Annotated in this window: 14 protein-coding genes, 1 other RNA gene and 2 pseudogenes; 5 read left to right on the top strand and 12 right to left on the bottom strand. The window is 34.1% G+C overall.

The window, feature by feature from the left end:
• Window positions 1-136 precede the first annotated feature (136 nt).
• The 3 genes from ACQKMI_RS19740 to ACQKMI_RS19730 form a co-directional block, all read right to left on the bottom strand.
• The gene (locus ACQKMI_RS19740; protein WP_427491670.1) at window positions 137-1,621 is read right to left on the bottom strand and encodes a hypothetical protein; all 1,485 of its coding nucleotides are present in this window, start codon (window positions 1,619-1,621) and stop codon (window positions 137-139) included.
• A 1-nt stretch (window position 1,622) separates the two neighbouring features.
• A complete protein-coding gene (locus ACQKMI_RS19735; protein ID WP_427491668.1) occupies window positions 1,623-2,474 on the bottom strand; it encodes a hypothetical protein in 852 nt (283 codons plus the stop codon).
• A 1,126-nt stretch (window positions 2,475-3,600) separates the two neighbouring features.
• Complete coding sequence (locus tag ACQKMI_RS19730; protein ID WP_427491666.1) at window positions 3,601-5,364, bottom strand: DNA cytosine methyltransferase; 1,764 nt, start codon at window positions 5,362-5,364, stop codon at window positions 3,601-3,603.
• Window positions 5,365-5,645: 281 nt separating this feature from the next.
• On the opposite strand from ACQKMI_RS19730, the gene ACQKMI_RS19725 reads away from it, so the two are divergent.
• The 4 genes from ACQKMI_RS19725 to ACQKMI_RS19710 are packed head-to-tail and all read left to right on the top strand — an operon-like array spanning window position 5,646 to window position 12,689.
• Window positions 5,646-7,139, top strand: a complete 1,494-nt coding sequence (locus ACQKMI_RS19725; RefSeq protein ID WP_427491664.1) for an ATP-binding protein — start codon at window positions 5,646-5,648, stop codon at window positions 7,137-7,139.
• Window positions 7,132-9,843, top strand: a complete 2,712-nt coding sequence (locus ACQKMI_RS19720; protein ID WP_427491662.1) for a Z1 domain-containing protein — start codon at window positions 7,132-7,134, stop codon at window positions 9,841-9,843. The genes ACQKMI_RS19725 and ACQKMI_RS19720 overlap by 8 nt, the downstream gene beginning before the upstream one ends.
• Window positions 9,840-10,859 (top strand): PD-(D/E)XK motif protein, encoded by a 1,020-nt coding sequence (locus tag ACQKMI_RS19715; protein WP_427491660.1) that lies wholly within the window; start codon window positions 9,840-9,842, stop codon window positions 10,857-10,859. The genes ACQKMI_RS19720 and ACQKMI_RS19715 overlap by 4 nt, the downstream gene beginning before the upstream one ends.
• Window positions 10,860-10,868: 9 nt before the next feature.
• On the top strand, window positions 10,869-12,689 hold the full coding sequence (locus ACQKMI_RS19710; protein ID WP_427491658.1) for an AIPR family protein: 1,821 nt from the start codon (window positions 10,869-10,871) through the stop codon (window positions 12,687-12,689).
• A 490-nt stretch (window positions 12,690-13,179) separates the two neighbouring features.
• Here ACQKMI_RS19710 and ACQKMI_RS19705 read toward each other — a convergent pair whose 3' ends face one another.
• Both ACQKMI_RS19705 and ACQKMI_RS19700 read right to left on the bottom strand, forming a co-directional pair.
• Window positions 13,180-13,494 carry a chromosome segregation protein gene (locus ACQKMI_RS19705; protein ID WP_427491656.1) on the bottom strand — a complete coding sequence of 105 codons (315 nt, stop codon included), beginning with the start codon at window positions 13,492-13,494 and terminating at the stop codon, window positions 13,180-13,182.
• Window positions 13,495-13,694: 200 nt separating this feature from the next.
• Window positions 13,695-14,174 (bottom strand): HEPN domain-containing protein, encoded by a 480-nt coding sequence (locus tag ACQKMI_RS19700; RefSeq protein WP_427491872.1) that lies wholly within the window; start codon window positions 14,172-14,174, stop codon window positions 13,695-13,697.
• A 115-nt stretch (window positions 14,175-14,289) separates the two neighbouring features.
• Here ACQKMI_RS19700 and ACQKMI_RS19695 point away from each other — a divergent pair.
• A pseudogene (locus tag ACQKMI_RS19695) lies at window positions 14,290-14,541 on the top strand (recombinase family protein); the annotation flags it as partial.
• 137 nt (window positions 14,542-14,678) lie between these two features.
• On the opposite strand, the gene ACQKMI_RS19690 reads toward ACQKMI_RS19695, so the two are convergent.
• From ACQKMI_RS19690 to secG, 7 genes and pseudogenes are all read right to left on the bottom strand, one after another.
• Window positions 14,679-15,584 carry a hypothetical protein gene (locus ACQKMI_RS19690; RefSeq protein ID WP_427491654.1) on the bottom strand — a complete coding sequence of 302 codons (906 nt, stop codon included), beginning with the start codon at window positions 15,582-15,584 and terminating at the stop codon, window positions 14,679-14,681.
• A 759-nt stretch (window positions 15,585-16,343) separates the two neighbouring features.
• Window positions 16,344-17,135 (bottom strand): annotated as a pseudogene (locus ACQKMI_RS19685) (tyrosine-type recombinase/integrase).
• 298 nt (window positions 17,136-17,433) lie between these two features.
• Window positions 17,434-17,789: a transfer-messenger RNA gene (gene ssrA / locus ACQKMI_RS19680) on the bottom strand.
• Between the two features lie 315 nt (window positions 17,790-18,104).
• Window positions 18,105-18,569 carry an SsrA-binding protein SmpB gene (gene smpB / locus ACQKMI_RS19675; protein WP_079561397.1) on the bottom strand — a complete coding sequence of 155 codons (465 nt, stop codon included), beginning with the start codon at window positions 18,567-18,569 and terminating at the stop codon, window positions 18,105-18,107.
• Between the two features lie 117 nt (window positions 18,570-18,686).
• Window positions 18,687-21,227, bottom strand: a complete 2,541-nt coding sequence (rnr, locus tag ACQKMI_RS19670; protein WP_427491652.1) for a ribonuclease R — start codon at window positions 21,225-21,227, stop codon at window positions 18,687-18,689.
• Between the two features lie 35 nt (window positions 21,228-21,262).
• Complete coding sequence (locus ACQKMI_RS19665) at window positions 21,263-22,009, bottom strand: alpha/beta hydrolase (protein WP_427491650.1); 747 nt, start codon at window positions 22,007-22,009, stop codon at window positions 21,263-21,265.
• Between the two features lie 425 nt (window positions 22,010-22,434).
• Window positions 22,435-22,662, bottom strand: a complete 228-nt coding sequence (secG, locus tag ACQKMI_RS19660; RefSeq protein ID WP_323648313.1) for a preprotein translocase subunit SecG — start codon at window positions 22,660-22,662, stop codon at window positions 22,435-22,437.
• Window positions 22,663-22,832: the final 170 nt, after the last annotated feature.

Here is a 22,832-nt window from a genome sequence, read left to right as displayed (position 1 = left end):
TATCACGCTCATTTACTACATCCGATGTTGAACCTAACGGAACTAAATTCCTTGTTAAATAAAACTGCAACGGCCTAATGTTTTCACCTAGTATTTCATCTTCCTTACGTGAAAATATTTTGATGTCACATAAAATCTAGTTTAAGAAAAATGCCTCTAAATCAGCTTCGTTTTTTAAAATTTTATGCTCTTCAACACCGACTTCTCGTGCTAATTGAATCGAAGCCGCAGCTAATGTTGCTTTATTAGCATTAAAGTCAAATGCAGCATCAATTAATGTGTTAAACCGCGCATACATCGTATCAATTTTTTTAATGATTTCATGATATGCATTATCTACTTTTGCTAGTAATCCCACCATATACTCATCCATGTGACGCTTTAATGCAGCTTCTTTTTGACCTAGTTTCCCTTTTGCGATACCCCAAACGAAATTAGTCGTTACTGTACCGATAATCGCTCCGAGTACTGGTATTGGGATAAGTGTTTGACCAATTGCGCCACCAATTGCTGCAATACCGGCTTCTAAACATAAAATTTGACCTTGCGTTACGACTTCAACTAAATCAATTTGACCTTTTTGATGATCTACTAAAAGCGAAGTAACTCCCATCGCTGCACTCGTAACTGCCCCTGCAAACGGAGCCGACAACGACGTTAAATTTGTCAAAGCATAAATTGAACCAGCTGTAACACCTGCTTTTGTACCTGCTTTTCCTGACTGTAGTCCAACCTCTTTCCAGTCATCAGCTGTAAAATCGGACAACTTCGTACCAGATTTCACTTTTGAATAAATATTTGTACATGCGCTCACAGCTGTACTAATTGCTGCGGCAGTACCCGCAACCTTCATTCCTTCTTTTAATGAAGGGCCAGCATTTGCTTGTACTGCTTCCCTTTTTTGCTCAGCCTCTTTATCGATTTCATTTATTTTTTGTTGATTTTCTTCGACCATTTGTTCTTGGTTTTTTTGAAGCGTTTCGTGTGCTTTTCCTGTTTGTACTTCGTCATATTTCGAAATCGATTGTTTTACAACATCATTAAATGAACGCCCTGTTTGACGTTCAATCTCATCTACTTTTTGTAAAATTGATCTAATCGACTTTTCACTTAAAGTTGTAGGGTTTTGACCATTGCGTAAAGCTTGTATAATATCGTATTGATCTTTTGGAATTACATAATCCATTGCCGTATCTTGATATTTATTGAAATGCTCTAACACACTAGACAATGAATTATTCGCTCCGTTTATAAATTTCGACTGCGTTTTTACACCGTTCCAAATAAAATCTTCTGCTGCTGTTCTTCCTACCCCTTCGAAAGTTGCAACATCTGCTTGACCATTTAAAGCTGCTTTAGCATTCCGAATATGCACTTCGAAGTTTTCAGCGATTTCTCCATGCTTTGTTTTTTGAGAACCTAAAATATTTTCTGGTGAATTTAAAAACTGACGCATTTTCACTAATTGCTGCAATGCCTTTTCAAAATTTTCATTTTGAATTTGTTTTTCTTTTAATGAATCGCTAACAATTGATTCTAAATGTTTGGCAACCGATTCACTTTTCCAAACATTAAATCCATCGACACCAGCTGCAATAACTTGATCCTTCCACACCGTCATATTATTTTCCTATTTCCTTCATAAATAATTTCGATAATGAAGATGTGTTGTTAATTATCGCAATTAACTCTTGTCTTTGATTTGAAGAATATTGTTCGAATGAAGTAATATTTTGTGCAGCGTTCGTAAAATTCGTGATCATTTTATATAATTCATTCATTAATTTTTTTGTCGTAGAAGTTAATTCAACAATTTCATATTGAATAGCATCAATTTTACGACGCTCTTTTAAAATTTCTAATCTTTCTTTATCCGCTTTTATCGCAGCATCTTTATTTTTTTTACTTGCAAATACGCCACCCGCTACTAGACTTGCTGCTCCAATTCCCCAACCAATTGGACCAGCTAATGCTAATAATGTGTTACCCGCAGCCATACCGCCACCACCTGCAGCTAATGCACCGCCACCAAGCCAAGCTAAAGCAGCATTTGTTGCAGCTGCACCCGATAATCCTGAAATTGCCGCACCGGTTGAAGCTGTTCCAAATGTTGTAGCTATTGCCATAGCAGCAGTTGGTGCAAATGCGGCTGTTGCTACGCCAGCAGCTACACCTGCTGCAGTACCTCCACCTGCAATTTTAATCATTAATTTTTCATCATACGTAATTTCACTTAATGCTTTAAAGCTTGCAGTATTAATACGAATCGCATCGAATTCCTTTTCAAATTCTTTCGGTGTATTAGCGATTGAATTGATATAGCGTTCTACATTATCAATTACTTCTAATGCCGATGTACGTGAATTATGTAAATTCAACGCCGCTTTTTGAACATTTTTTTGTGCATTTTCATAATTAGTAACTTCTTCTTTTAATTTTTCAACTGCTTCTTTTTTTAAAGAACTATTAAGCATACAATCACCTCGGTGTATAAATTAATATTATTTTACCACCAATTTGGTAATATTAAAGGTTTTTCGAACTGAACTTAATTTTTTGTATTTGACTATAAAATTATTTAATAGATAATTTTAGTACAAAAAAGCTGCTTGAATCATATCAAGCAGCTTCCAACTTACACTCTATAGTACTCAACTAATTCCATTAATCTATTTTCTATCCAATGACAATCCACAAAAAACACCTTAACTATTACTCCATCATCACTCACGAAATGAATTTCTTCATCACCAGAAAACACCTCTGTTTTCGGATAGATTAGGACAATTTCATTCGTATTGTACTTCTACGCATACGCATATATTTGATACATGTCTGCTTGAGAAGTACCTTAATTTTTACGAGGCACATTTTTTAATAGTTTAATAGACGTACTTTGGAAGTTAATATAACCAGAATGGGGAAATGTCTGCTTTTATTAGCCATTAAAGTTTATGAATCGAAAGATTCGGAAAATAATTATAAGCTGTCGATAGTACGAGGTCTATTTCCAGCAATATTCATTTGTCTAAATACAACTTCCAAAGGCATAGTCAATAGGAATCCAATGTTCATTCTCCTTTGGTTTTACTAAACGGGCATTTCCCATTGAAAATACACCATATTTTCTACTTTTATCCAAATAAAAAAACCTCCTATTCATTATCTGAATTAGAAGGTTTATAAACGAAATTCATTATATAAATGTAATACCCTTAAAACGAAAAAAGTTAGGGGGCCTAATTGAAAGTTTAACACCTTCATCTAGTTACCCTAACTTCTATAAACATTGATATACCAGTGATTTCACGGCTATCAACTGTATGGAGGCGGCGGAAGTCGAACCAGCAACCCCATAGAATGCTTTAATAGCAGTTAAATTTTTAAAGTTTATTCATTTATACGTCTCTACTCAAATAATCCATTAACAATTTCGAAAAATGAACCATTACCATTATTTCGATTTTTTATACATATTTTAAATATCAGGAACAAAATTAATGTACACAATAAAGGATCCTTTTAATACTTTTAATGCACACTTGTGCTATTTTAGATAAACAAAATGAAAAAGAGCACACCAATTTGTGTACTCTGGTATCAACTAAATTCATCTGATAATTTTTTGACTGGATTTTCTCCTATTATTTTTAACATTTGATCAGCTACTGCTCGTGCTAGTAAAGGAGGCACTGCATTACCTATTTGTTGATATTGCTTGTCCTTTGTTCCAATAAATACATAGTTATCTTTAAAGGACTGAAGTCTTGCCGCTTCCCGAATACTTAATGCTTCCGGTTTCGCTGGATGTTGCCACATTGATTTTCTAACATTTATTACTGTCGGAGAAGGTTCATTATAGTTCAGCCTTAAATAAACTGTGTTTTGTGTACGTGAACTATCTGTATAAGAAATCTCTTTTAGTTCATCTGACAGACTATGGAAATTCTTCCCTCCGCTCTGTTTTAAAGCCTCAAATCTTTGTTTACTTAATGGTTCACTATTAGTATTGATATGATTATAAATTAGGTTCTCATTCATACCTAAACGATAATACTTTTGCATTCTAGTTATATGAGAAGTTACATAATAAGGAAGTTCATAATCTTTAATGTCTTTCTTTGGAGTTATTTCTTCTAAATCTTTTATCGCATCAAACACCGTAAATGGTAATTGATCTGAATCAAATTTTGCAGGCATTTGTACAGGTCCATTATTTACTTTATCCTTTTTCACACCTAAAATCATAAACCTCTCACGATTTTGAGGTGCAAAAAAATCACTCGCTAACATTACTTTAGAAGCTATATCATAGCCAAGATGTTTAAAAAATGCATCTAAATATTGAACAATATTATAAGATTTCACTTGAACACTAACTCGTATTTCTTCAGATATTGATTTAACTTTAGTTTCACCGAAGCAAATTATTTTTTCATTTTTCAACTCTATTAAATATCTTAATAATTGGTTGATGTTAATAAAATCTATAAGTTTTGATAACGAAGTTTCGTTATTATCATGTTTATGATCAATTAATGCTTGTAAAACTTCAGTCGTGTTTAGAATTACACCATTAAATAATCCAATTTCTTTTAAATTTGACTTATCATATTTATTTATTGCAGTAATGAGTTCATTTATTTCTTCAATCTCATTTTTCTTTTCAATAATATAGAGCTTCTTCTTTTTTAAATTTCGAACTATTGTTCGCAACTTTGATAAATGCTTTTCATTATAAAGAACAGGATTAAATTCTGATGTAACAAGCTCTTTTATTAATGGCCCTAAATCAGGGTTTTTAGATTCTATTAAAGTTAGCTCTTCTATTTCCCAAAATTTTTTCTGGTTTGACCCTTCAATAATTTTATTTAGATGTTCTTCAGAACTGTATCCATAAATACCCCCGCAATTTTCAGTCACAAAAAACTTATGCTTTACGGAGTTCATTGTTTTAACATTTTCCATTAAAAATGCTATTGGACGAATTTCATCAATTGCCCTAGCAAATTCTTTCACCAACTGATTATTTCCAGAAATCAAATGATTTTTTTGACGATTCGCATTCGAAAACCCTTGACAAGGCGGACCCCCGGTTACGACTATCTCTTCACCCAAAATATTTTTTGAGTCTAAAAACTGTTTAAAATCAATTTTAGTTATATCACTAATTTTACTACCTTCAGGCTTAATAATAATATTTTCATTTTTATTATGATTATAAACATATGTTTCAATTGCTTCTTTGTTTATTTCTACAGCACCTATTACTTCAAATCTACCAGTTTGTTCAAAACCATTACTTAATCCACCGGCTCCAGCAAACAAATCGATAAGTTTGAATTTACTTACTTTGTTACTCATTAAATCTCGCTCCTATTAAAAACTACTCTTATTGCAGCATATAGGATTCTGATAAATTTATCAATTGTTTTTATCTATTCTTATTATAAAAAACGACAAAATTATATTTCATCTAACCTTTCTTCTGTAATTAGATTGGACTATTTATAATCTAGTTATAGATTATAAACAGAGTAATCATCAGATATAGCTACTCTTATAAAAACATATTAGATATTTCCATAAAACCATTATATGGTATCATAGTAATAGGTTAATCTTCACATGAGGAGTTGAAATATATGGATGGTACAATCCACACCCAACCAGCTGCTACTCCTGTTATTCATGCTTTACGAAATATAGGTTATAAAGCTCAAACAGCTATTGCAGATATTGTTGATAATAGTATTGATGCTCATTCTACGGCTATCGATTTACAATTTGAATATGGCAATGGTGATGGATTCATATTAATCAAGGATAATGGAAGTGGAATGGACGAAGATGAATTACAAATAGCAATGACAATTGGCTCTAAGGATCCTCGAGATGAACGAGATAAAAATGAATTAGGACGTTTTGGAATGGGACTTAAAACAGCAAGTTTTTCTCTAGGAAAACGAGTAAGTGTTATTTCTAAAAAAAATGGCATCATATCAGAACGTTGCTGGGACTTAGATCTAGTTAGTAAACACAATGAATGGTATTTATATAAAAAAGCACCAGATTCTATACTCCACGATTTACCTGATATTGAAGGTGAAAGTGGAACTATTGTATACATAGATAAATTAGATCGTTTTTCAAAAGCTGGATTATCGTCTCCTTTAAAAAAGAAAAGTTACTTCACGAAAATAAAAAGAATTCGTGACTACTTAGAATTAGTTTATCATCTACTATTAAATGATAAACTAACCATCACAATTAATAATAATCAATTAAATGGCTGGGATCCATTTTTATTAAATATGTCAGAAACTATACAAGAAAAAATTTTAGAGGGAGAAAAACAGGCTTTTCGCGTTAATGGGAAACGGGTAATCGTACGACCGTATGTATTACCACATCCATCAAATTATAATAGTACAGAATTTACTCAAGCTGGTGGTCTTAAGGGTTGGCGTGAACATCAAGGGTTTTATATTTATCGTGAAAATCGCCTTGTTACATTTGGTGATTGGCTTGGTTTATTCAAAAAAGAAAGTATCTATGATCTCGTAAGAATACGAGTAGATTTTTTAAATGCGTCTGATGATGATTGGAAAATAGACATTAAAAAATCTAGCATTTCAATACCTGAAGAAGCAAAAGAAAATTTAGAATCCATTGGTAGATACTATCGCCAATTGTCTCAAGATATAATGTTATACCGTACTAAACGAACATCCGGCTCTAGGATAAAAAGAACTATCGGCACATTAAATACCTGGGAGCTAGATAATGATAACAACCACGGTAAGTATATTTTAAATAGACTCCATCCTATCCTAAATGAAATTTTGTCTAGTATAGACGATGAAACTAAAAAACAGTTAAATTTATATCTTAACTTAATTGAACTTGGCTCACCAATGAATTTATTTGAGATGGAACATTTAATTCAACGTGAAGAAGAATCTCTTGATTTGAAATTGAAAAATTTATTGGTATTAATATCAGGAGAATTATTGAAAAAGAATCCAGATATGCCACTAGATGAATTAGTCGAATCTCTTATGCTTTTCCCACAATTCGAATCTATTGGTAGAATTGCATTAGAAAAAATTATATTAAAGGATGTTATCAATGATTGACACACAAGATACTATTAAAAATGAATTAGAAAAAGCATTTGTTGAAACATACAAAAAGCTTCTTATTTTAAATACTGAAGATGCAGCTGATATAGCAATGAATGCTGCAAAAATGAAGATTAAAAAGAAACATCTCGACTTAACAGCGGACAAGTTAGAGGAGTGGCTATTAGAGATATATGATACGCATGTGCAAGAAATTATTATAAAACCAACAAGTGTAATTCGTGCTTCTAAAGATAGTGCATGGGAAGATGGTGAATTAGAATTTAGTTACTATTGGTATCGCTATTCTAAGTATTTAGAAGAGATCAAACATTGGCCAATCGATACTATTAGATCCATCGATACCACAACTAATGAAATTCTAAAAAGTATTGGAAATCCTAATAAACAAACTGAATTTGATTATAGAGGATTGGTGTTGGGATATGTACAATCTGGTAAAACAGCAAACTTCACTGGTTTAATCAACAAAGCTTATGATGTTGGTTACAAATTAGTCATTGTACTAGCCGGTATGCATAATGATTTACGTTCTCAAACACAATTACGGCTTGAAAAAGAGGTCGTTGGTGTGATTGATAAAGTTACTAAAGTTGCTACGGGAGTTGCTTCAATATCTAATAAGGGGGAACTAGTACAAACATGGACTGATGTAGAAAATGATATTTCTATTAAAGCCAAAGATCAACGCCATAATTTGAATGTACCAAATTTAATGGTTGTTAAAAAAAATAAAGATGTTCTTGAAACATTAAATACTGTGATTGAAGCTTGTTGCAACTTATCAGCTGATTATCGTAACGTTCCCGTCTTAGTAATTGATGATGAGGCCGACCAAGCATCTGTTGACACAGCAGATTCTAATGAGAAACCAAAAACAATTAATAGTTTAATCCGTCGCCTTTTAAATCAATTTAACCGTAAATCATACGTAGGTTATACTGCAACTCCGTTTGCTAACTTACTCATTGACTCTCGAACAACTGATGAGGAAGTACAAGAAGACTTATATCCAAAAGATTTTATTGTTGCATTACCCAAACCAGATGGATATTGTGGTCCAGAGGAATACTTTAATGTTACTGGATATGAAGAAGATGATGACAAACCACAATATATTCGACATCTAAATCAGGATGATTTGGATTTATTCAATAATATTAAAAATAAAGAGCATGCAGAATTAATCAATTATGTACCGTATTCAATGAAACAAGCTATTCAGAGCTTTATTATTGCTACAGCAGTGAGAAATTTACGCAATCAAGAAAAAGAGCATAACTCCATGCTAATCCATGCATCTCATTTAACAGATATTCAATTAGAACTAAAAAAAGTAGTAGAAGCCTACTTTGAGGAATTTTCAAATACTATCCTTTATGCGTCGACTGATGAAACAATCAATCAATTACAAAACTTATATATAAAAGATTTCGTTCAAGTTCAAAAAACGTTCAATGACAAAAATACCGAACATTGCTATCCAGTACTTGAATGGGTAGAAGTTTATAAAGAAATTAGAAAAGTATTAGGGAAAATAGACATTCTGGCTATTAACGGCGATAGTAAAGATATATTAGATTATGATTCACGCAAGGAAAACGGATGGAACGTAATTGCTATCGGTGGAAATAAATTATCTCGAGGTTTGACACTGGATGGTTTAACTGTTTCCTACTACTATCGTGGAACAAGTATGTACGATTCTCTTTTACAAATGGGGCGTTGGTTTGGTTTCCGTAATGGCTATATGGATCTTTGTCGTATCTATACTTCACAACAAATTGCATCAAACTTTGAACATTTAGCAGAAGTAATGGTAGAAGTACGTAAAGAATTCGATTGGTTAGCAAAACACGAGATTCTTACTCCTTATGACTATGCTGTCTCCGTACTCGGACATGATTATATGGATATAACAAGCCCCGCCAAAATGAAAACAGCTGAATTCTTACATTATCTAGGAGGTAAAAAACCTCAAACACGATTATTTAGTAAGGATCTAGATTTTTATAAAACAAATATGGATATTACTATCAAGTTAATAGAATCCATTAAGAATTTTACTCCATGTACTGTAGGAGATACTAAATATTATGTAGCCAAAAATGTTTCTGTTCAGAACATTCTTCAGTTCCTAAAAACATATAAAACTGATCCTAATGCAACTAAAGTAGTTTCAAACAAAATATTTGATTATATACAAAAACAAATTTCTCGTGGAGAATATTTAAACTTTAATATTGTTGTTGTAGACGCTACAAAAAAATCATTGAACAGAAGTGAAGTTAGAAAAGCAAATGCGTCTGGTAAAAATATAAAAGAATTTTCCGTAAACTTAGGCGATATACAAATAGAAAATGCCGTTTTACGTAGAATAAATCCAGAAGAAAACCATACTAACGATTATTCTATTGATTTAGGTGCAATCACTTCCGGAAAACACTTTTTAATTGATTTAGAGAATCAACAAATCCGTGATAATGCTAATCCATTATTAATAATTTATCCATTACATCCACAGATACCTGCATTCGATGAGCTGGAATATGATTTCAATGAGAACTTTGTACCAATTGGTATTGCTTTTGATTTCCCAAGAGTATATAAAGAAAATTTAAAAGGAGAAATCGTTGAAGCACGTCAAAAATATGTAAAAAATAAAACAGTTTTTGATGAAAAGGAGAATAAAGAATGACAAAGGTAACAGTAGCTTTTAATGAATTACTTACTCAGATTAATCCCTCTGAAAGTGAGGCAATTTATAAATTAAAAACTATCCATTTTAAAAAACCTTGTATCATGATCGGCGTGGATTCTTTAACAAAAGAACGCAGACTTTATATCGATATAACTAAAGAAAATTGGCCTAAAGATAAAATGAAAACCTTCCCTAAATGGCGTGGTCTAACGGTTAAAGAGGAATTCCATAAAAAAATAGGACCATTAAAAGAGAAAAAAATGTTGGTATTATATCAGGAACCAGATCAAAGCATTGAAATTTTTGATAATGTTATGCAAAGTGTCTATGACAATATTATTCATAATTTGGAGGAAGATTTATTCTCTACTCTTTACACAGTATTGGATCAATGGAAAAACTTTTTCATGCGTAAACGAGATGGTAAATTAACGATTGAAGAACAGATGGGACTTTATGGAGAATTATATTTCTTTAGAGCATGGCTCAATAAGTTTCCGGATGCACCACCAACAATTATGGATTATTGGAAAGGCCCATTAATGAATCGGATTGATTATGTCGCTGCTAAAACGGGCATAGAAATTAAAACAATCTGTCCTAAAATTCGTGAAGATATTCGAATTTCTAGTGAGCGTCAGTTAGAGTTAACACCTATTATTAAAAATTTATATTTATATGTTTTACGTGTTGAGATTTCTGATACAGAAGGGGAAAATTTATTCGACATATTAACGGATATCATCAATATTTTAAGTACTCGAGCACCTTCAACTATTGTATCGTTGGAAAATTTATTGTTAGAACTTCGTATTATTAAAGAAGATTACACAGAAAATAAATTTTCTGTATTGGAGGATATGGCATATAAAGTAAATGATAATTTCCCTAAATTAACACCAAATATGTTACCAAAAGGTGTTTCATATGTATCCTATTCTGTAGATTTATCTCATTGTGAAGAGTTCAAAGCAAATTCTCAAGATGTATACTATTTAAACAATGGAAGATGAGTGTGGGAAATGAATGAATTTCAGCAAAAATTAGAGTTTTTCAACGAATTTATGGAAGCTGTTGAAAGACGTGGTGCTGCACTTGGCAGTCGCCAAACTCCATTTTTAGAAGCGATTCTACCCTTTATTTCGGAAGAAGATGAGCCAACTGTTTTTTACTTTGGAAATTCAAATGCAAAGGTCCAACTAAATGGTTATCTTTATTCTGAAGCAAGTAATTCTTTAAATCTATATGTAGTGGATTATGATATTGAATATGAAGATGATTCTCTACCTGAAATAACAAAAACAGCTGTTACAGAAGTTGCTACACGAGCAAAACGTTTTTTCACAAATGCAAAATCCTTTCATACTTATGCAGAGAGAACTTTGGAAGTTGCTAACTTAGCCAAACATATTTTAGACATTCAAAACGAACTTGAAGAAGTAAATATCTATGTTGTGACAAATCGATTCTACACATCCAATAAACCTGTTGATTTAGCTATTCCTGGTATACCAAATGTAAATGTATATGTATGGGATATGGATCGTATCTATAAACTAACAGAGGCAGAGCAAGGTATAAGGGACTTCGAAATTAATTTTAGCAAATACGATACTGATTTTGAGATGATGAAAGTCCCTAAATTATCCACGGACGTTATTCATAATGGGATTGATTGCTATATTGGTTATGTTCCAGCACATTTATTGGCACAATTATATGATGAATTCGGACCAAAACTAGTTGAACGAAATGTGCGATCATTTTTACAAGCTCGTGGCGGTACTAACAAGGGAATAAGAGATACATTAAAAAATCCCAAACAACGAGATTTATTTGTAGCTTATAATAACGGGATTTCTACAGTAGCGAAGTCTGGAGACATTGAACAAGTTAAGGATACAAATTTATATCGTATTAAAAGCTTAAAGAGCTGGCAAATTGTAAATGGTGGTCAAACTACTGCTTCGATTCATCAAGCTTTTAAAAATGATGTACCGTTGGATGAAGTGTTTATTCAAGCAAAGTTAACAATTATCCATATAGATTCTAATAGTGAAGAAGATAACTATCTATTAGAAGATGAGATGATCTCTAAAATATCCGAGTATGCCAATACACAGAATAAAATTAACAAATCTGATTTATTAGCAAATACCCGATTTCTATCAGATATCGAAAAGTACTCACGTAATACATGGATTCCTAGCCAAGATGGGCGAAAAGAAGAATCTAAATGGTACTTTGAACGTGCGCGTGGTCAATATATGGTTGACATAGGGCGCCGTAAAAAAGGTAAAGAACAAAATGATTTCAAAAAACTCTATCCAAAAGAATTTGTCTTAGGAAAAGTAGACATAGCAAAATACTTTATGTCCTGGAATGGATATCCTCAGGTTTCTAGTAAAGGTGGCGAAGAGGCCTTCACAAAGTTCATGTCCTTAAATAGTGAATATTGGAAGTATGATTTGTCAGAAGGTGACAGAATTAAAAGTATTGATGAATCCTTCTATACAAATTTAATTGCTTTCTGCATTATCAACAACTACGTTAAAGGTATCGTAGAAAAAATGAATTTAAAGGGCTATAAAGCTAATGTTATTTATTATACTGTCTCAATGTTAAATCATTTATATAAAAATCAAATTGATTTAGAGGATATTTGGAAAAATCAAGAAATATCTTCAGAGTGGGAACGTTGTGTCCAAACAATCGCTAAAGCAGCATTGGATCATTTACGTATTTCTGCCGGAGAACGAAACGTTACTCAATGGGCTAAAAATGAAGAATGTTGGACTACTTTCAAAAAACAGTATTCTAACTCCTTAAAAAATTTAATATAAATTAGAAGCCCCCCTCTTACCAAGTAATAATTGATAAGAGGGATTTTAATTACAAAAGCTAAATCCCATGTATGGAGATGATGAGAGATAAACCAACACTTGATAACCAGTAAGTCAGCTTCATATATCCCCCCCGTTCTTCCTACATAATTACTTGTTTAAATATTTTAGGTCGCTTCCCTTCCTAACCTTCCCTACCGTTAATAACGGCGTTACTCATTATTATAGAATTTTATACAAGTCTGTTAAAGAAAAGAAATTATACAGACTGGTTAATAATTTTTATACATAACAATACCAATCAACTATATCCAGTACTTAATATTTAGTTCACTGGATTATTAATATTCAAGATTATAAACAGTTCTAAACAATATGCTATATAGATTAATCCAGATACTTTGCAATTACTTGTTTATGCCACTTTCACTAATTCACTAGCTGCAAACATAAAAAAGGAACTAAAAATTTCAGTTCCCTCAATTTATTACTATTTAAATGTCCAATACCTATCCACTTCTAATCCCGTTTGTTGATAAAATTCATCACGGTAAAAATAATTAAATAGTAAGGCTAACGTTTCATCATTAATATGTAAATGATTTGGGTGATATTTCGTAGTTTTATAATAAGATAATTTCCCGTCACTTCTACTAAAAATACCTTTAACAATTTTTATAAAATTATCATATTCTTCTTTTAAATTGTCGTGTTCCATTTGCAGTTTCTTTAATTCATCGTATTCTTTTAGTTTCATAACAATTTCTTCATATTCTTCTTCAGTAAAAACTATTTGCTTTTGCATTATTATACCTCACCTTAACACCTTATAAATAAAAAAGTTTGCAAATTAAATAATATATTCATGTAATAAAAATAACAACATGAATAAAAATATTTCACATACGTTCGGCTTATCCTGATAAATCCTTACATGATTTAGAACCATTTAACTTTCAAAACCTTTTCGATAATATTCGGTGCTAAACCTTTAATATACCGTAACTACTTATTACTTTCTTTTATTCTATTTAATGCAATTTCTTCATCAATACCCAAGTCAATTAAAATGGTTAATGTAATTAATGCTTGCATTCTCATAACCGCATTCAATAAGGAATTAGTATCTTCTAAAATATTTTTCTTCCTCGTTTTATCAAAATGAGTTAAATAGTTTCGAGTTTCCACTAATTGCATAATAAATTTATCGCGTTTTTTACTATTTCCAAAAAGGTATGATTTCGAATCTCCTGATAATGAACTAATAATTTCCTTTAAACGTTTACCAAGATTAACTTCATTACCATGTTGCTTCATTGAATCGATTTTGGCTGTAAATTCAGGAATTTCTTTCTCAACAAATACCTTGAGTTTTTCCATGTACGTATTGTAATCACTTTCCAAAAATAGTTTTGAGTCAAATTTCCGTCTATGATAAATCTCTAATGATTGAATATAACTTAAAAAGCTAGAATTTATATACATAGGTTTATAAAATTCGTCCGAGTATAGTTCTAATACTATCTTATAGTCATTATGAAATTTAAACCAATTATTTAAAACAGAATTAATATTCCCTTCAATATCAGCAAATTTCAGTGCGTTTGCAGAGTTTGAAAGATCCATGATTATCGAAAGAACGCAAGAAGGGATTAAAGACGCTAAAGAAAAAGGGGTAAAGTTCGGTCGTAAAACTAAAACATATAAAATTGAAGGTGCATTATTACATGCTATCGAAATGGTGGAACGTGGAGAAATGTCGCAGCCAGAAGCCGCGGAATATGCTAAATGTAGTATCGCCACTTTTAAACGCCGTATAAAGGAATACAGACAACAAAAAGAGGAGGCATAATCCCCCCTCTTTTATTGTGCAAAAAAATATTAAAAACCTTTCCTTTATAGTAAGTATAAGCGTTTGTATGACTTTTTAAATATATGTTTGCACAAATATGCATAACAAAACAATTATTCTATCAACATATAACTTAACTAATCCCAGTTCATCAAGACCTTTAATATTCGTATAAATCGATTTTCTTGATTGATTGAATTTTTAGAGTTGTCATCAGCATCTAATTCTTTATCAGTAATCTTTGATATTATTTCCTCAAGATCACCTTTTAATTTCTCTCTTTGCTTTTCTCTCTCTACTAAATCTAATAAATAAGGAATATCTCTGAATTCAATTATCTTTGGATCGATCTTCTCTAATTTGTTTACATAGTCTATATTATGTTTTTCTTCTAAGATAAAATAGAAACTTTTAATTAAGAACTTTGTTTTTTCTCTACTGTTTTCCATTGCAATAAGAATTCCTAAAAATCCAATAATACCCAAACCTACTCCTAATAACCCTAGTCCATCTCCCATTTCTTCTTTTGTTAGCAGGTCAATACCATAAACTATTGATATAACTAAAAAAATACCAACTCCTGTACCCAAAACAATTACATATGCATTTATAGTACGTATATTTCTAAGATAAACTTTTTGTTTAAAAGGTTCTGTGTCTTTATATCTTTCATCCACATAACTATTATTCAATTTGTGTTTTATATGATAATCGATATGACTTAACATACTCTTTTCGATAAGTAGATTAGAGATTAAAATATAACAAAAGAAAATAACTATATACGCTAAAAAATTTGTTTTATGTGTAATGACAAAATATATCACCCCTGCTATAGCACCCAATAAGAATATCCAATTAAATGTTAAATTTATTTTCCTATAATATATCTTGGCTTTTAACCCTATATTTAAAAAAATAGATAATACTACAGATCCCATTAAAGAGATTTCCCAGTCATATTCAAAAAACAATAATAACGATAATATAAGTATAGGAATAAAGAAACTGAACCTTAACAACTTCAAATTTTTAGCAATCATACATATAACCCTCCAATTCAATTCCATATATTATAACAGAATGATATTTATGGGTAAAATTCCCCATGAAGCCAGAATTGAGGACAACGGCTTGGTGCTAATAATGAATGCCTACATTTTAGAAACTAACTTAATAGAATCTAAAACATAGACAGTCATTTGCTTATGTATGTACATGAATCCGTCATTTGAGGTATCCGTATATGTATGCCCTTGTTAAATGTGTCCTTTCGAACAATTCACCTACTATCTACTTCTGCCCCCGATAGTGCTTATAATCCGTTATACGTGCCTTACACGTAGCGTAAATGCTTATCCTATAGTTATATGAGGAACTCGGCAACAATTACATTCAACGGTGAATACTGCTTAGCCTTAACTAATCAGATCTTCCACTCCTAGCCTTTATGGTAGCTAACACCATTCAGACACTAGCACTAACAAGGAAGTGCGTTATTGTATCCTAGACTTAGTTAATGCGTCGGCTAAGTCATAACCTTTCCAGTTTTGTTTTGATTCGAGTTAGTGGGCAACCTCGAAAGAGTTTTTCCTAAAAAAGACAATAAGAAAGTAGACCTTTGCACTTTAGCTTTTTTTGAAGTAAAATGAAGGCAATGTAATTTTATGGGTTAGCACTACTATGTCGCCAAACATATAGTGCATTTCTGTTAAGAGGGTGTTTCCAGCACTCTCTTTTTTATTTGTCTATAAATAATCCTTTAAGCTACGTGCCACTTCCTCCACATTGAGGTCTAAATATTACGTTGTTACTGCTAAATCAGAATGACCTAATGCCTTACTGATTAAAGGCACACTAGCCCCTTTATTCAATAGATTTTTCGCATATCCCCTTCTAATCGCATGTGGGTTAATATTTTCTAAACCGAAACGCTTTGAATACTTATTAAGCTATTTAGAAATCACACAGTTCGATGATTTAGATGTACTCATTGATAAACCATTCTGCGTGATGAATACGCTTTGATTGTTTATCTTGTAATGCTGACGTATCTTTTTATTTTGCTTTATTAGCAGTTGCAACATTTCTGTTAGTTCATCATCTAATGGTAGCTTTAAAAGCTTGTGATTTTTTAATGTTGAACCATCTAAATTTAGACACTGGTGTTCAAAGTCAATATGCCGTTCTTTTAATTCACAAAGTGTGTGAATACGTATCCCAGAACGATACATTAGCAAAATAGCGGTAACATCTCTATATCCGATAAATGTCGATTTATCTATGAAGTGAACCAGTTTGAGAATATCGCCTTCTTTAGCTGCTTCTTTCACTTCTGTATCAACCTTAATTTGAATCTTTAGCCAAAACTTATCTTTCATCCAATCATTGAAATAAAACTTCCCTAAAATTGCTTTAATGGTCTTTAAACGTATTTTCTTTGTTTGCTGTGAAACATCTAGACCTTCTAAGTAACTATAAATTGTATCAAGCGTAATTTCCTCTACATAATGAATTTTATTTACTTCACAAAATCCCCTAAAAATATAGTCATAGCTATCAATGGTACGTGGTCTATTGCCAGCAATATTCATTTGCTTAAATACAAGTTCTAATGCGTAATCAATCGGTATCCAATGGTTATTACTATCTTTAGGATTAACATGACGTGCATTTTCCATCGAAAACACACCATGCTTTCTGCTTTTATCCAAACAAAAAACCCCCTATTCATCGTGTGAATTAGAAGGTTTATAAACGTAAGTATTCAATTAAATGTACCCTTAAAAACGAAAAAAGTTAGGGAGTCTTTTTGAAAGTTTAACACCTTCATCAAGTTACCCTAACTCTTATAAACGTTGATTTAACAGCATTTCTACTGCTAAATACTATGTATGGAGACGGCGGGAGTCGAACCCGCGTCCAGAAACTCCAATACTTCAGCTTCTACGCGTGTAGTTTGCCTATTTACGATTCACGTAACATTATGCCGACAAACAGGCGTCCTGTACGCTAACCTGGAAATCTCTTGTCGGTGACTCAGGTGGCACCATCGACCGTATCCCACTAAAGTTGGGCCCCACGTTCTCTACATGGGCGATAGAGAGGCAGAGCGCTTACGAGCTTACGCTGCGAAAGCTAAGTTTTGTTGTTTGCCAGTTATTATATAACTTCCGTTGATGACGGAGCCGAGACCTCCGACGCGCGACTAAAGCTTGAACCATCCCTGTCGAATCCGTAACGTCCCCTTGAATATGAATCGAAGCACTTAAGCTTCGTTCAAGCAAAGGAGCTAGAATTTCTTCTAGTACGGTGGGAGCTAAAAGTACGCTTCCATGTAATCTGGCATTCAGTAATACTTATTATAAAGCAAATCTATCTATAGTTCAAGTGTCCCGCATAGTAGAAAAAATTGGCTAGCTCACAATGATTTTCTTATTTTATCATCTGCGGTAAGTTCCTTATAAAGTCACAGTCCTTTAGAACTCGCCCTTAGCATCCTATCCATCCAAATATAAAAAAGCTCACCATCTAAATATAGTGAGCTTTCTAACAATCTATGACTATTGATTTTTAGATTTGAAGGCGCGTTCCATATCGCGTTTCGCTTCTTTTTTACGCATGTCGTTACGTTTGTCGTAATCTTTTTTACCTTTGCCGACGCCTATTAATAGTTTGGCATAGCCATCTTTAATGTACATTTTTAACGGAACAATTGTGTAGCCGTCACGTTTTACGGCACCTACTAGCTCGCCGATTTGCTTTTTATGAAGCAGTAATTTGCGGGCGCGCAGTGGGTCATGGTTAAAACGGTTGCCTTGTTCGAATGAGCTGACATGCATATTGTTGATCCAAGCTTCACCGCTGCGGATTTGTACATAAGATTCTTTTAGTTGAACCCTTCCTGCACGGATGGATTTAATTTCTGTGCCTGTAAGCACCATGCCCGCTTCAATTGTCTCTTCAATGAAGTAGTCGTGCCCGGCTTTTTTGTTTTGTGCTAATACTTTCCCAGTACCTTTTGCCATATTATTCACCTCTACTTAAAGGTAGAGCAGGGTTAACCGCTCTTATTGATAAAGTGAAAGCACCCCGCTTCAAATTGCTTTAAAGCGCTAATTGGTGCCTTCACCTATACTTTTACTTTATTTACGTTTTGATTTTTTCTTTTTGTTTTTCTTGGCTACGCCCTCGTAAAACTTTTGCTTTTGCTTCACGCCTTTTTTAGGGCCTGGGCTTGAGTTTGAGCCTTCTTTGCGGCGTCCTCGTGGATCACGGTCGTTTTCACGTCGTTCTCCTTGTCCGCCACGTCCTTCTTCATTGCGACCACTGCGATTGCCACTTCGGCCTCTTTCTTCTTCGTTGCGACCACTGCGGCTGCCACTTCGGCCTCTTTCTTCTTCGTTGCGACCACTACGGCTACCACGTCCGCCTCTTTCTTCTTCGCGACCACCTTTGCGGCCATTACGACCACCTTTGTTGTCGCTATAATTTTTACGTGCGTGAATGACAGTAGGTGCTGCTTTTCGTGTTCGTCCATAAGACGTTACCATTCCGACGATTTCAAAGTCAACGGATGACTCCTCAATAATAACATTTGCTACACGGACTGTAACTTCATCACCAATACGGAATTGACGATTTGTACGCTCACCGATCATAATCATTTGACGGTCGTCAAAACGATAGTAGTCATCTGTCATATTGCTAATATGGACAAGTCCTTCAATGGTGTTCGGAAGCTCTATGAAAATCCCGAAGTTTGTAATCGACGAAACGATTCCTTCAAACTCTTCACCAATTTTATCGGACATATATTGTGCTTTTTTCAGTGCGTCTGTATCACGTTCCGCATCAACTGCACGGCGTTCGCGTTCTGACGTATGATCCGCAATTTCATCCATCGCCATACTCCACTGTGCAACTGTTTCTCTTGATGTATCTTTATTAATTAAATACGTTCGAATTAAACGATGGACGATTAAGTCCGGATAACGTCGAATTGGTGACGTAAAGTGTGTATAGAAATCAGTTGATAAACCAAAGTGGCCTAAGCTTTCAGGATAATATTTTGCCTGTTGCATTGAGCGTAAAAGCATCGTTGAAATAACGGGCTCCTCTGGCATGCCTTCGATGGCTTTTAATACATCTTGTAAAGCTTTCGGATGTACTGTGTTTCCTGTACCTTTGATTAAAATACCGAAGTTCGTGACAAATTCAAAGAAGCGTTGCAGCTTTTCTGGCTTTGGATCCTCGTGAATACGGTAAAGGAACGGTACATTCATCCAATGGAAATGCTCTGCTACTGTTTCATTGGCCGCTAGCATGAAATCTTCAATTAATTTCTCAGCTACTGTACGTTCACGTAATTCGATATCTACTGGCCAGCCATCTTCGTCCACGATCACTTTAGATTCTTTAAAGTCAAAGTCAATGGCACCACGCATTTGACGTTTATTACGTAAAATGTTAGAAAGCTCAGCCATATGTTTAAACATTGGCACTAGTGGCTCGTAGCGGGCAATTAGCGTTTCGTCTTGCTCCTCTAAAATTTTGTAAACGTCCTTATAGGTCATACGCTCAGTTGTTTTAATGACACTTTGGAATATTTCATGTGAAACCACATTACCATTTGCATCAATAATCATTTCACAGGATAGTACTAGACGGTCAACCTGTGGATTTAACGAACAGATCCCATTCGATAATCGGTGCGGAATCATCGGGATAACGCGGTCTGTTAAATATACACTTGTCGCACGATCATAAGCTTCAATATCTATTACAGAGCCTTGTGTTACATAATAACTAACGTCTGCAATATGTACGCCAAGTTTATAAGTACCGTCTACATTTTTCGTTACGGTTACAGCATCATCCAAATCCTTCGCATCAGCTCCATCGATTGTCACAATCGTTTCGTGGCGTAAATCACGGCGACCTTCTAAATCTGCCTCAGTAATTTCATCTGGCACGCGTTGCGCAGCAGCAACCACTTCTTCTGGGAATTCAGGTGGAATGTCGTGCTTATATAAAATAGATAGAATATCCACACCTGGATCATTTTTGTGCCCTAAAATTTTCGTAATATAGCCTGTTGCTGATTTTAAATCCTCTGGCCAAGTAGCTATCTCCACGACAACCTTATGTCCGTCGACAGCTCCTAACGTATCTCCTTTAGCAATGAAAATGTCCATTGGTAGTTTTTTATCATCTAACACAACAAAGCCGAAGCCTCGATTTGCTTGGAACGTCCCAACAAAACTTGTTTGCCCACGTTCCACTACCTTTGTTATAGTTCCTTCACGGCGATCACCGAATGATTCCTTTAACACACGGATTAACACCGTATCGCCATTAATCGCACCATTTACTTCATGTGGTGGAATGAAAACATCGTCCATTCCCTCAACATCAGGTGCCACAAAGCCAAAGCCTTTCGCATGTCCGATAAATTTACCTCGAAGTAAATTCATACGCTCTGGCAGGCCATAACGATTGGAGCGAGAACGTACAACTAAGCCTTGCCCCTCCATACGTACTAACGTTTTTACTAATTCTTTAAATTCGTCAGCATCCTCAAAGCCAAATAAATCCTCGATTTCGCCAACTGTTAATGGTTTATACTCTTCTCCACCGAAAAAATCGAGTAAACGACTTTGTAGTGTATCTTTCTGGTCTTTCATAATTTCCCTCCTTCATGAGAAAATCCTTATATGTTTTATTGTGCCCAATTTAGGCTTTCTAAAAAGCAATAAATATCTTCATGTAACTGATCTTTTTCTTGATCTAACGTAATAACATGTTTTGAGTTTTCATACCACTTGATCTGTTTTTCAAGTGACTCAGTTTGATTATATATAATGTTGGCAGATTCTGTCTCAATTACCTCATCATTTGTCGCTTGCACGACAAAAATTGGTGCATAAATCATGTCAATTTCCTGACGTGTCCGAGCAATAAACTCTCGCAACTCTTGTAGAGATGGCATGCCCTTTTCAGCAATTAACGCAACCTCAGCATCGATTTGTGCCTCATCTTTACCTTGGAACTTTTTGTAGTCCCTCGCATATTTCAGTACACCTTCAAACATAATATCCGTTGTTCGCATCGTCATCGGGGCACACATTGTCACTAACCCTTTCACTGGGTTATTCAGCGCAACGTTTAGAGCCATGACACCACCCAATGACAAGCCAGCAACCGCAATTTCCTGATAGCCCGCATCCTGTAACTGTTTGTACGCGGCTATGACATCCTGCCACCAATCAGCAGGACCTGTTGTAATGAGTTCCTCAGGTTCCACACCGTGACCTTTATAATGAGGTGCTAATGTAGTATACCCTTTTTTCTCTAAAAATCTACCAAGCATGCGCACATCCGCCGAGCTTCCCGTAAACCCATGCAATAATAAAACTGCTCGAGGTCCTGCTTGAAAGAAAAAAGGCTGTGATAACGATTTTTTCATTGCGAGCTCTCCTTCATCCAAATACATACTATACCTATTATAGCCATACCGAAGCTTCCTCAAAAGCTTTGGGGTCGGTTTCTTCTGTTGCTATAGGAGAATCCTCTGAAAACGCGTGGAGGATTTGATGATTCGCGGGGATTTGCTTAGCTTTCGCGTGTATTTACCCTGCTTCCGCGGGTATTCGCCCTGCTTCCGCGGGTATTGCTTTGCTTCGCGGGTATTTCCTCTGCTTTTGCGGGTATTCACCTTGCTTCCGCGGGTATTCGCCCTGCTTTCGCGGGTATTCACCACACTTCCGCGGATATTTCCCTACTCTGCTCAAGTATTCACTTTACTGAACTAACTATGTATTGGCGTCCAAATAATTAGTACTATAAAAGAAAACGCCCAACCAGTAAGGTTAGGCGATATATCTTCAACTATTAGATTTTTGTAATAGCAAGTGCTAAAACAAAGAATAATATTGCTAACACTATTGTTGTACGGTGAAGGATTAGATCCATACCGCGTGCTTTTTGCTTTCCGAATAGTTGTTCAGCTCCACCCGAGATGGCACCTGACAAGCCTGCACTTTTACTAGATTGAAGTAATACTGCAACGATCAACGCTATTGAAACGATAACTAATGAAACTAATACTACTGTATGCATTCACTGCACCTCCCGAACTTCGAACATCACAACATATCATATTATAACAAAAAAAGGTTCTCTTGACAAACTGAGATTAATAAATGCCCTTATTCGCCCTATATCGGTCAGTTTTCCCAAAATATAGCACACCACACTCCTACCATATTACCCTATAATAGTTAAAAGCG

This window comes from Lysinibacillus sp. NPDC097214 (genome assembly GCF_050277945.1).
Classification (GTDB): Bacteria; Bacillota; Bacilli; order Bacillales_A; family Planococcaceae; genus Lysinibacillus; species Lysinibacillus xylanilyticus_B.
Note: the sequence above shows the minus strand (reverse complement) of the source record. Positions and strands in the feature narration are given on the sequence as shown.

What these genes read in the sequence shown, in the direction of transcription:
- ACQKMI_RS19740 (WP_427491670.1), bottom strand. Translation starts at nt 1,621, where the DNA reads ATGACGGTGTGGAAGGATCAAGTTATTGCAGCTGGTGTCGATGGATTT.
- ACQKMI_RS19735 (WP_427491668.1), bottom strand. Translation starts at nt 2,474, where the DNA reads ATGCTTAATAGTTCTTTAAAAAAAGAAGCAGTTGAAAAATTAAAAGAA.
- ACQKMI_RS19730 (WP_427491666.1), bottom strand. Translation starts at nt 5,364, where the DNA reads ATGAGTAACAAAGTAAGTAAATTCAAACTTATCGATTTGTTTGCTGGA.
- ACQKMI_RS19725 (WP_427491664.1), top strand. Translation starts at nt 5,646, where the DNA reads ATGGATGGTACAATCCACACCCAACCAGCTGCTACTCCTGTTATTCAT.
- ACQKMI_RS19720 (WP_427491662.1), top strand. Translation starts at nt 7,132, where the DNA reads ATGATTGACACACAAGATACTATTAAAAATGAATTAGAAAAAGCATTT.
- ACQKMI_RS19715 (WP_427491660.1), top strand. Translation starts at nt 9,840, where the DNA reads ATGACAAAGGTAACAGTAGCTTTTAATGAATTACTTACTCAGATTAAT.
- ACQKMI_RS19710 (WP_427491658.1), top strand. Translation starts at nt 10,869, where the DNA reads ATGAATGAATTTCAGCAAAAATTAGAGTTTTTCAACGAATTTATGGAA.
- ACQKMI_RS19705 (WP_427491656.1), bottom strand. Translation starts at nt 13,494, where the DNA reads ATGCAAAAGCAAATAGTTTTTACTGAAGAAGAATATGAAGAAATTGTT.
- ACQKMI_RS19700 (WP_427491872.1), bottom strand. Translation starts at nt 14,174, where the DNA reads ATGTATATAAATTCTAGCTTTTTAAGTTATATTCAATCATTAGAGATT.
- ACQKMI_RS19690 (WP_427491654.1), bottom strand. Translation starts at nt 15,584, where the DNA reads ATGATTGCTAAAAATTTGAAGTTGTTAAGGTTCAGTTTCTTTATTCCT.
- smpB (WP_079561397.1), bottom strand. Translation starts at nt 18,569, where the DNA reads ATGGCAAAAGGTACTGGGAAAGTATTAGCACAAAACAAAAAAGCCGGG.
- rnr (WP_427491652.1), bottom strand. Translation starts at nt 21,227, where the DNA reads ATGAAAGACCAGAAAGATACACTACAAAGTCGTTTACTCGATTTTTTC.
- ACQKMI_RS19665 (WP_427491650.1), bottom strand. Translation starts at nt 22,009, where the DNA reads ATGAAAAAATCGTTATCACAGCCTTTTTTCTTTCAAGCAGGACCTCGA.
- secG (WP_323648313.1), bottom strand. Translation starts at nt 22,662, where the DNA reads ATGCATACAGTAGTATTAGTTTCATTAGTTATCGTTTCAATAGCGTTG.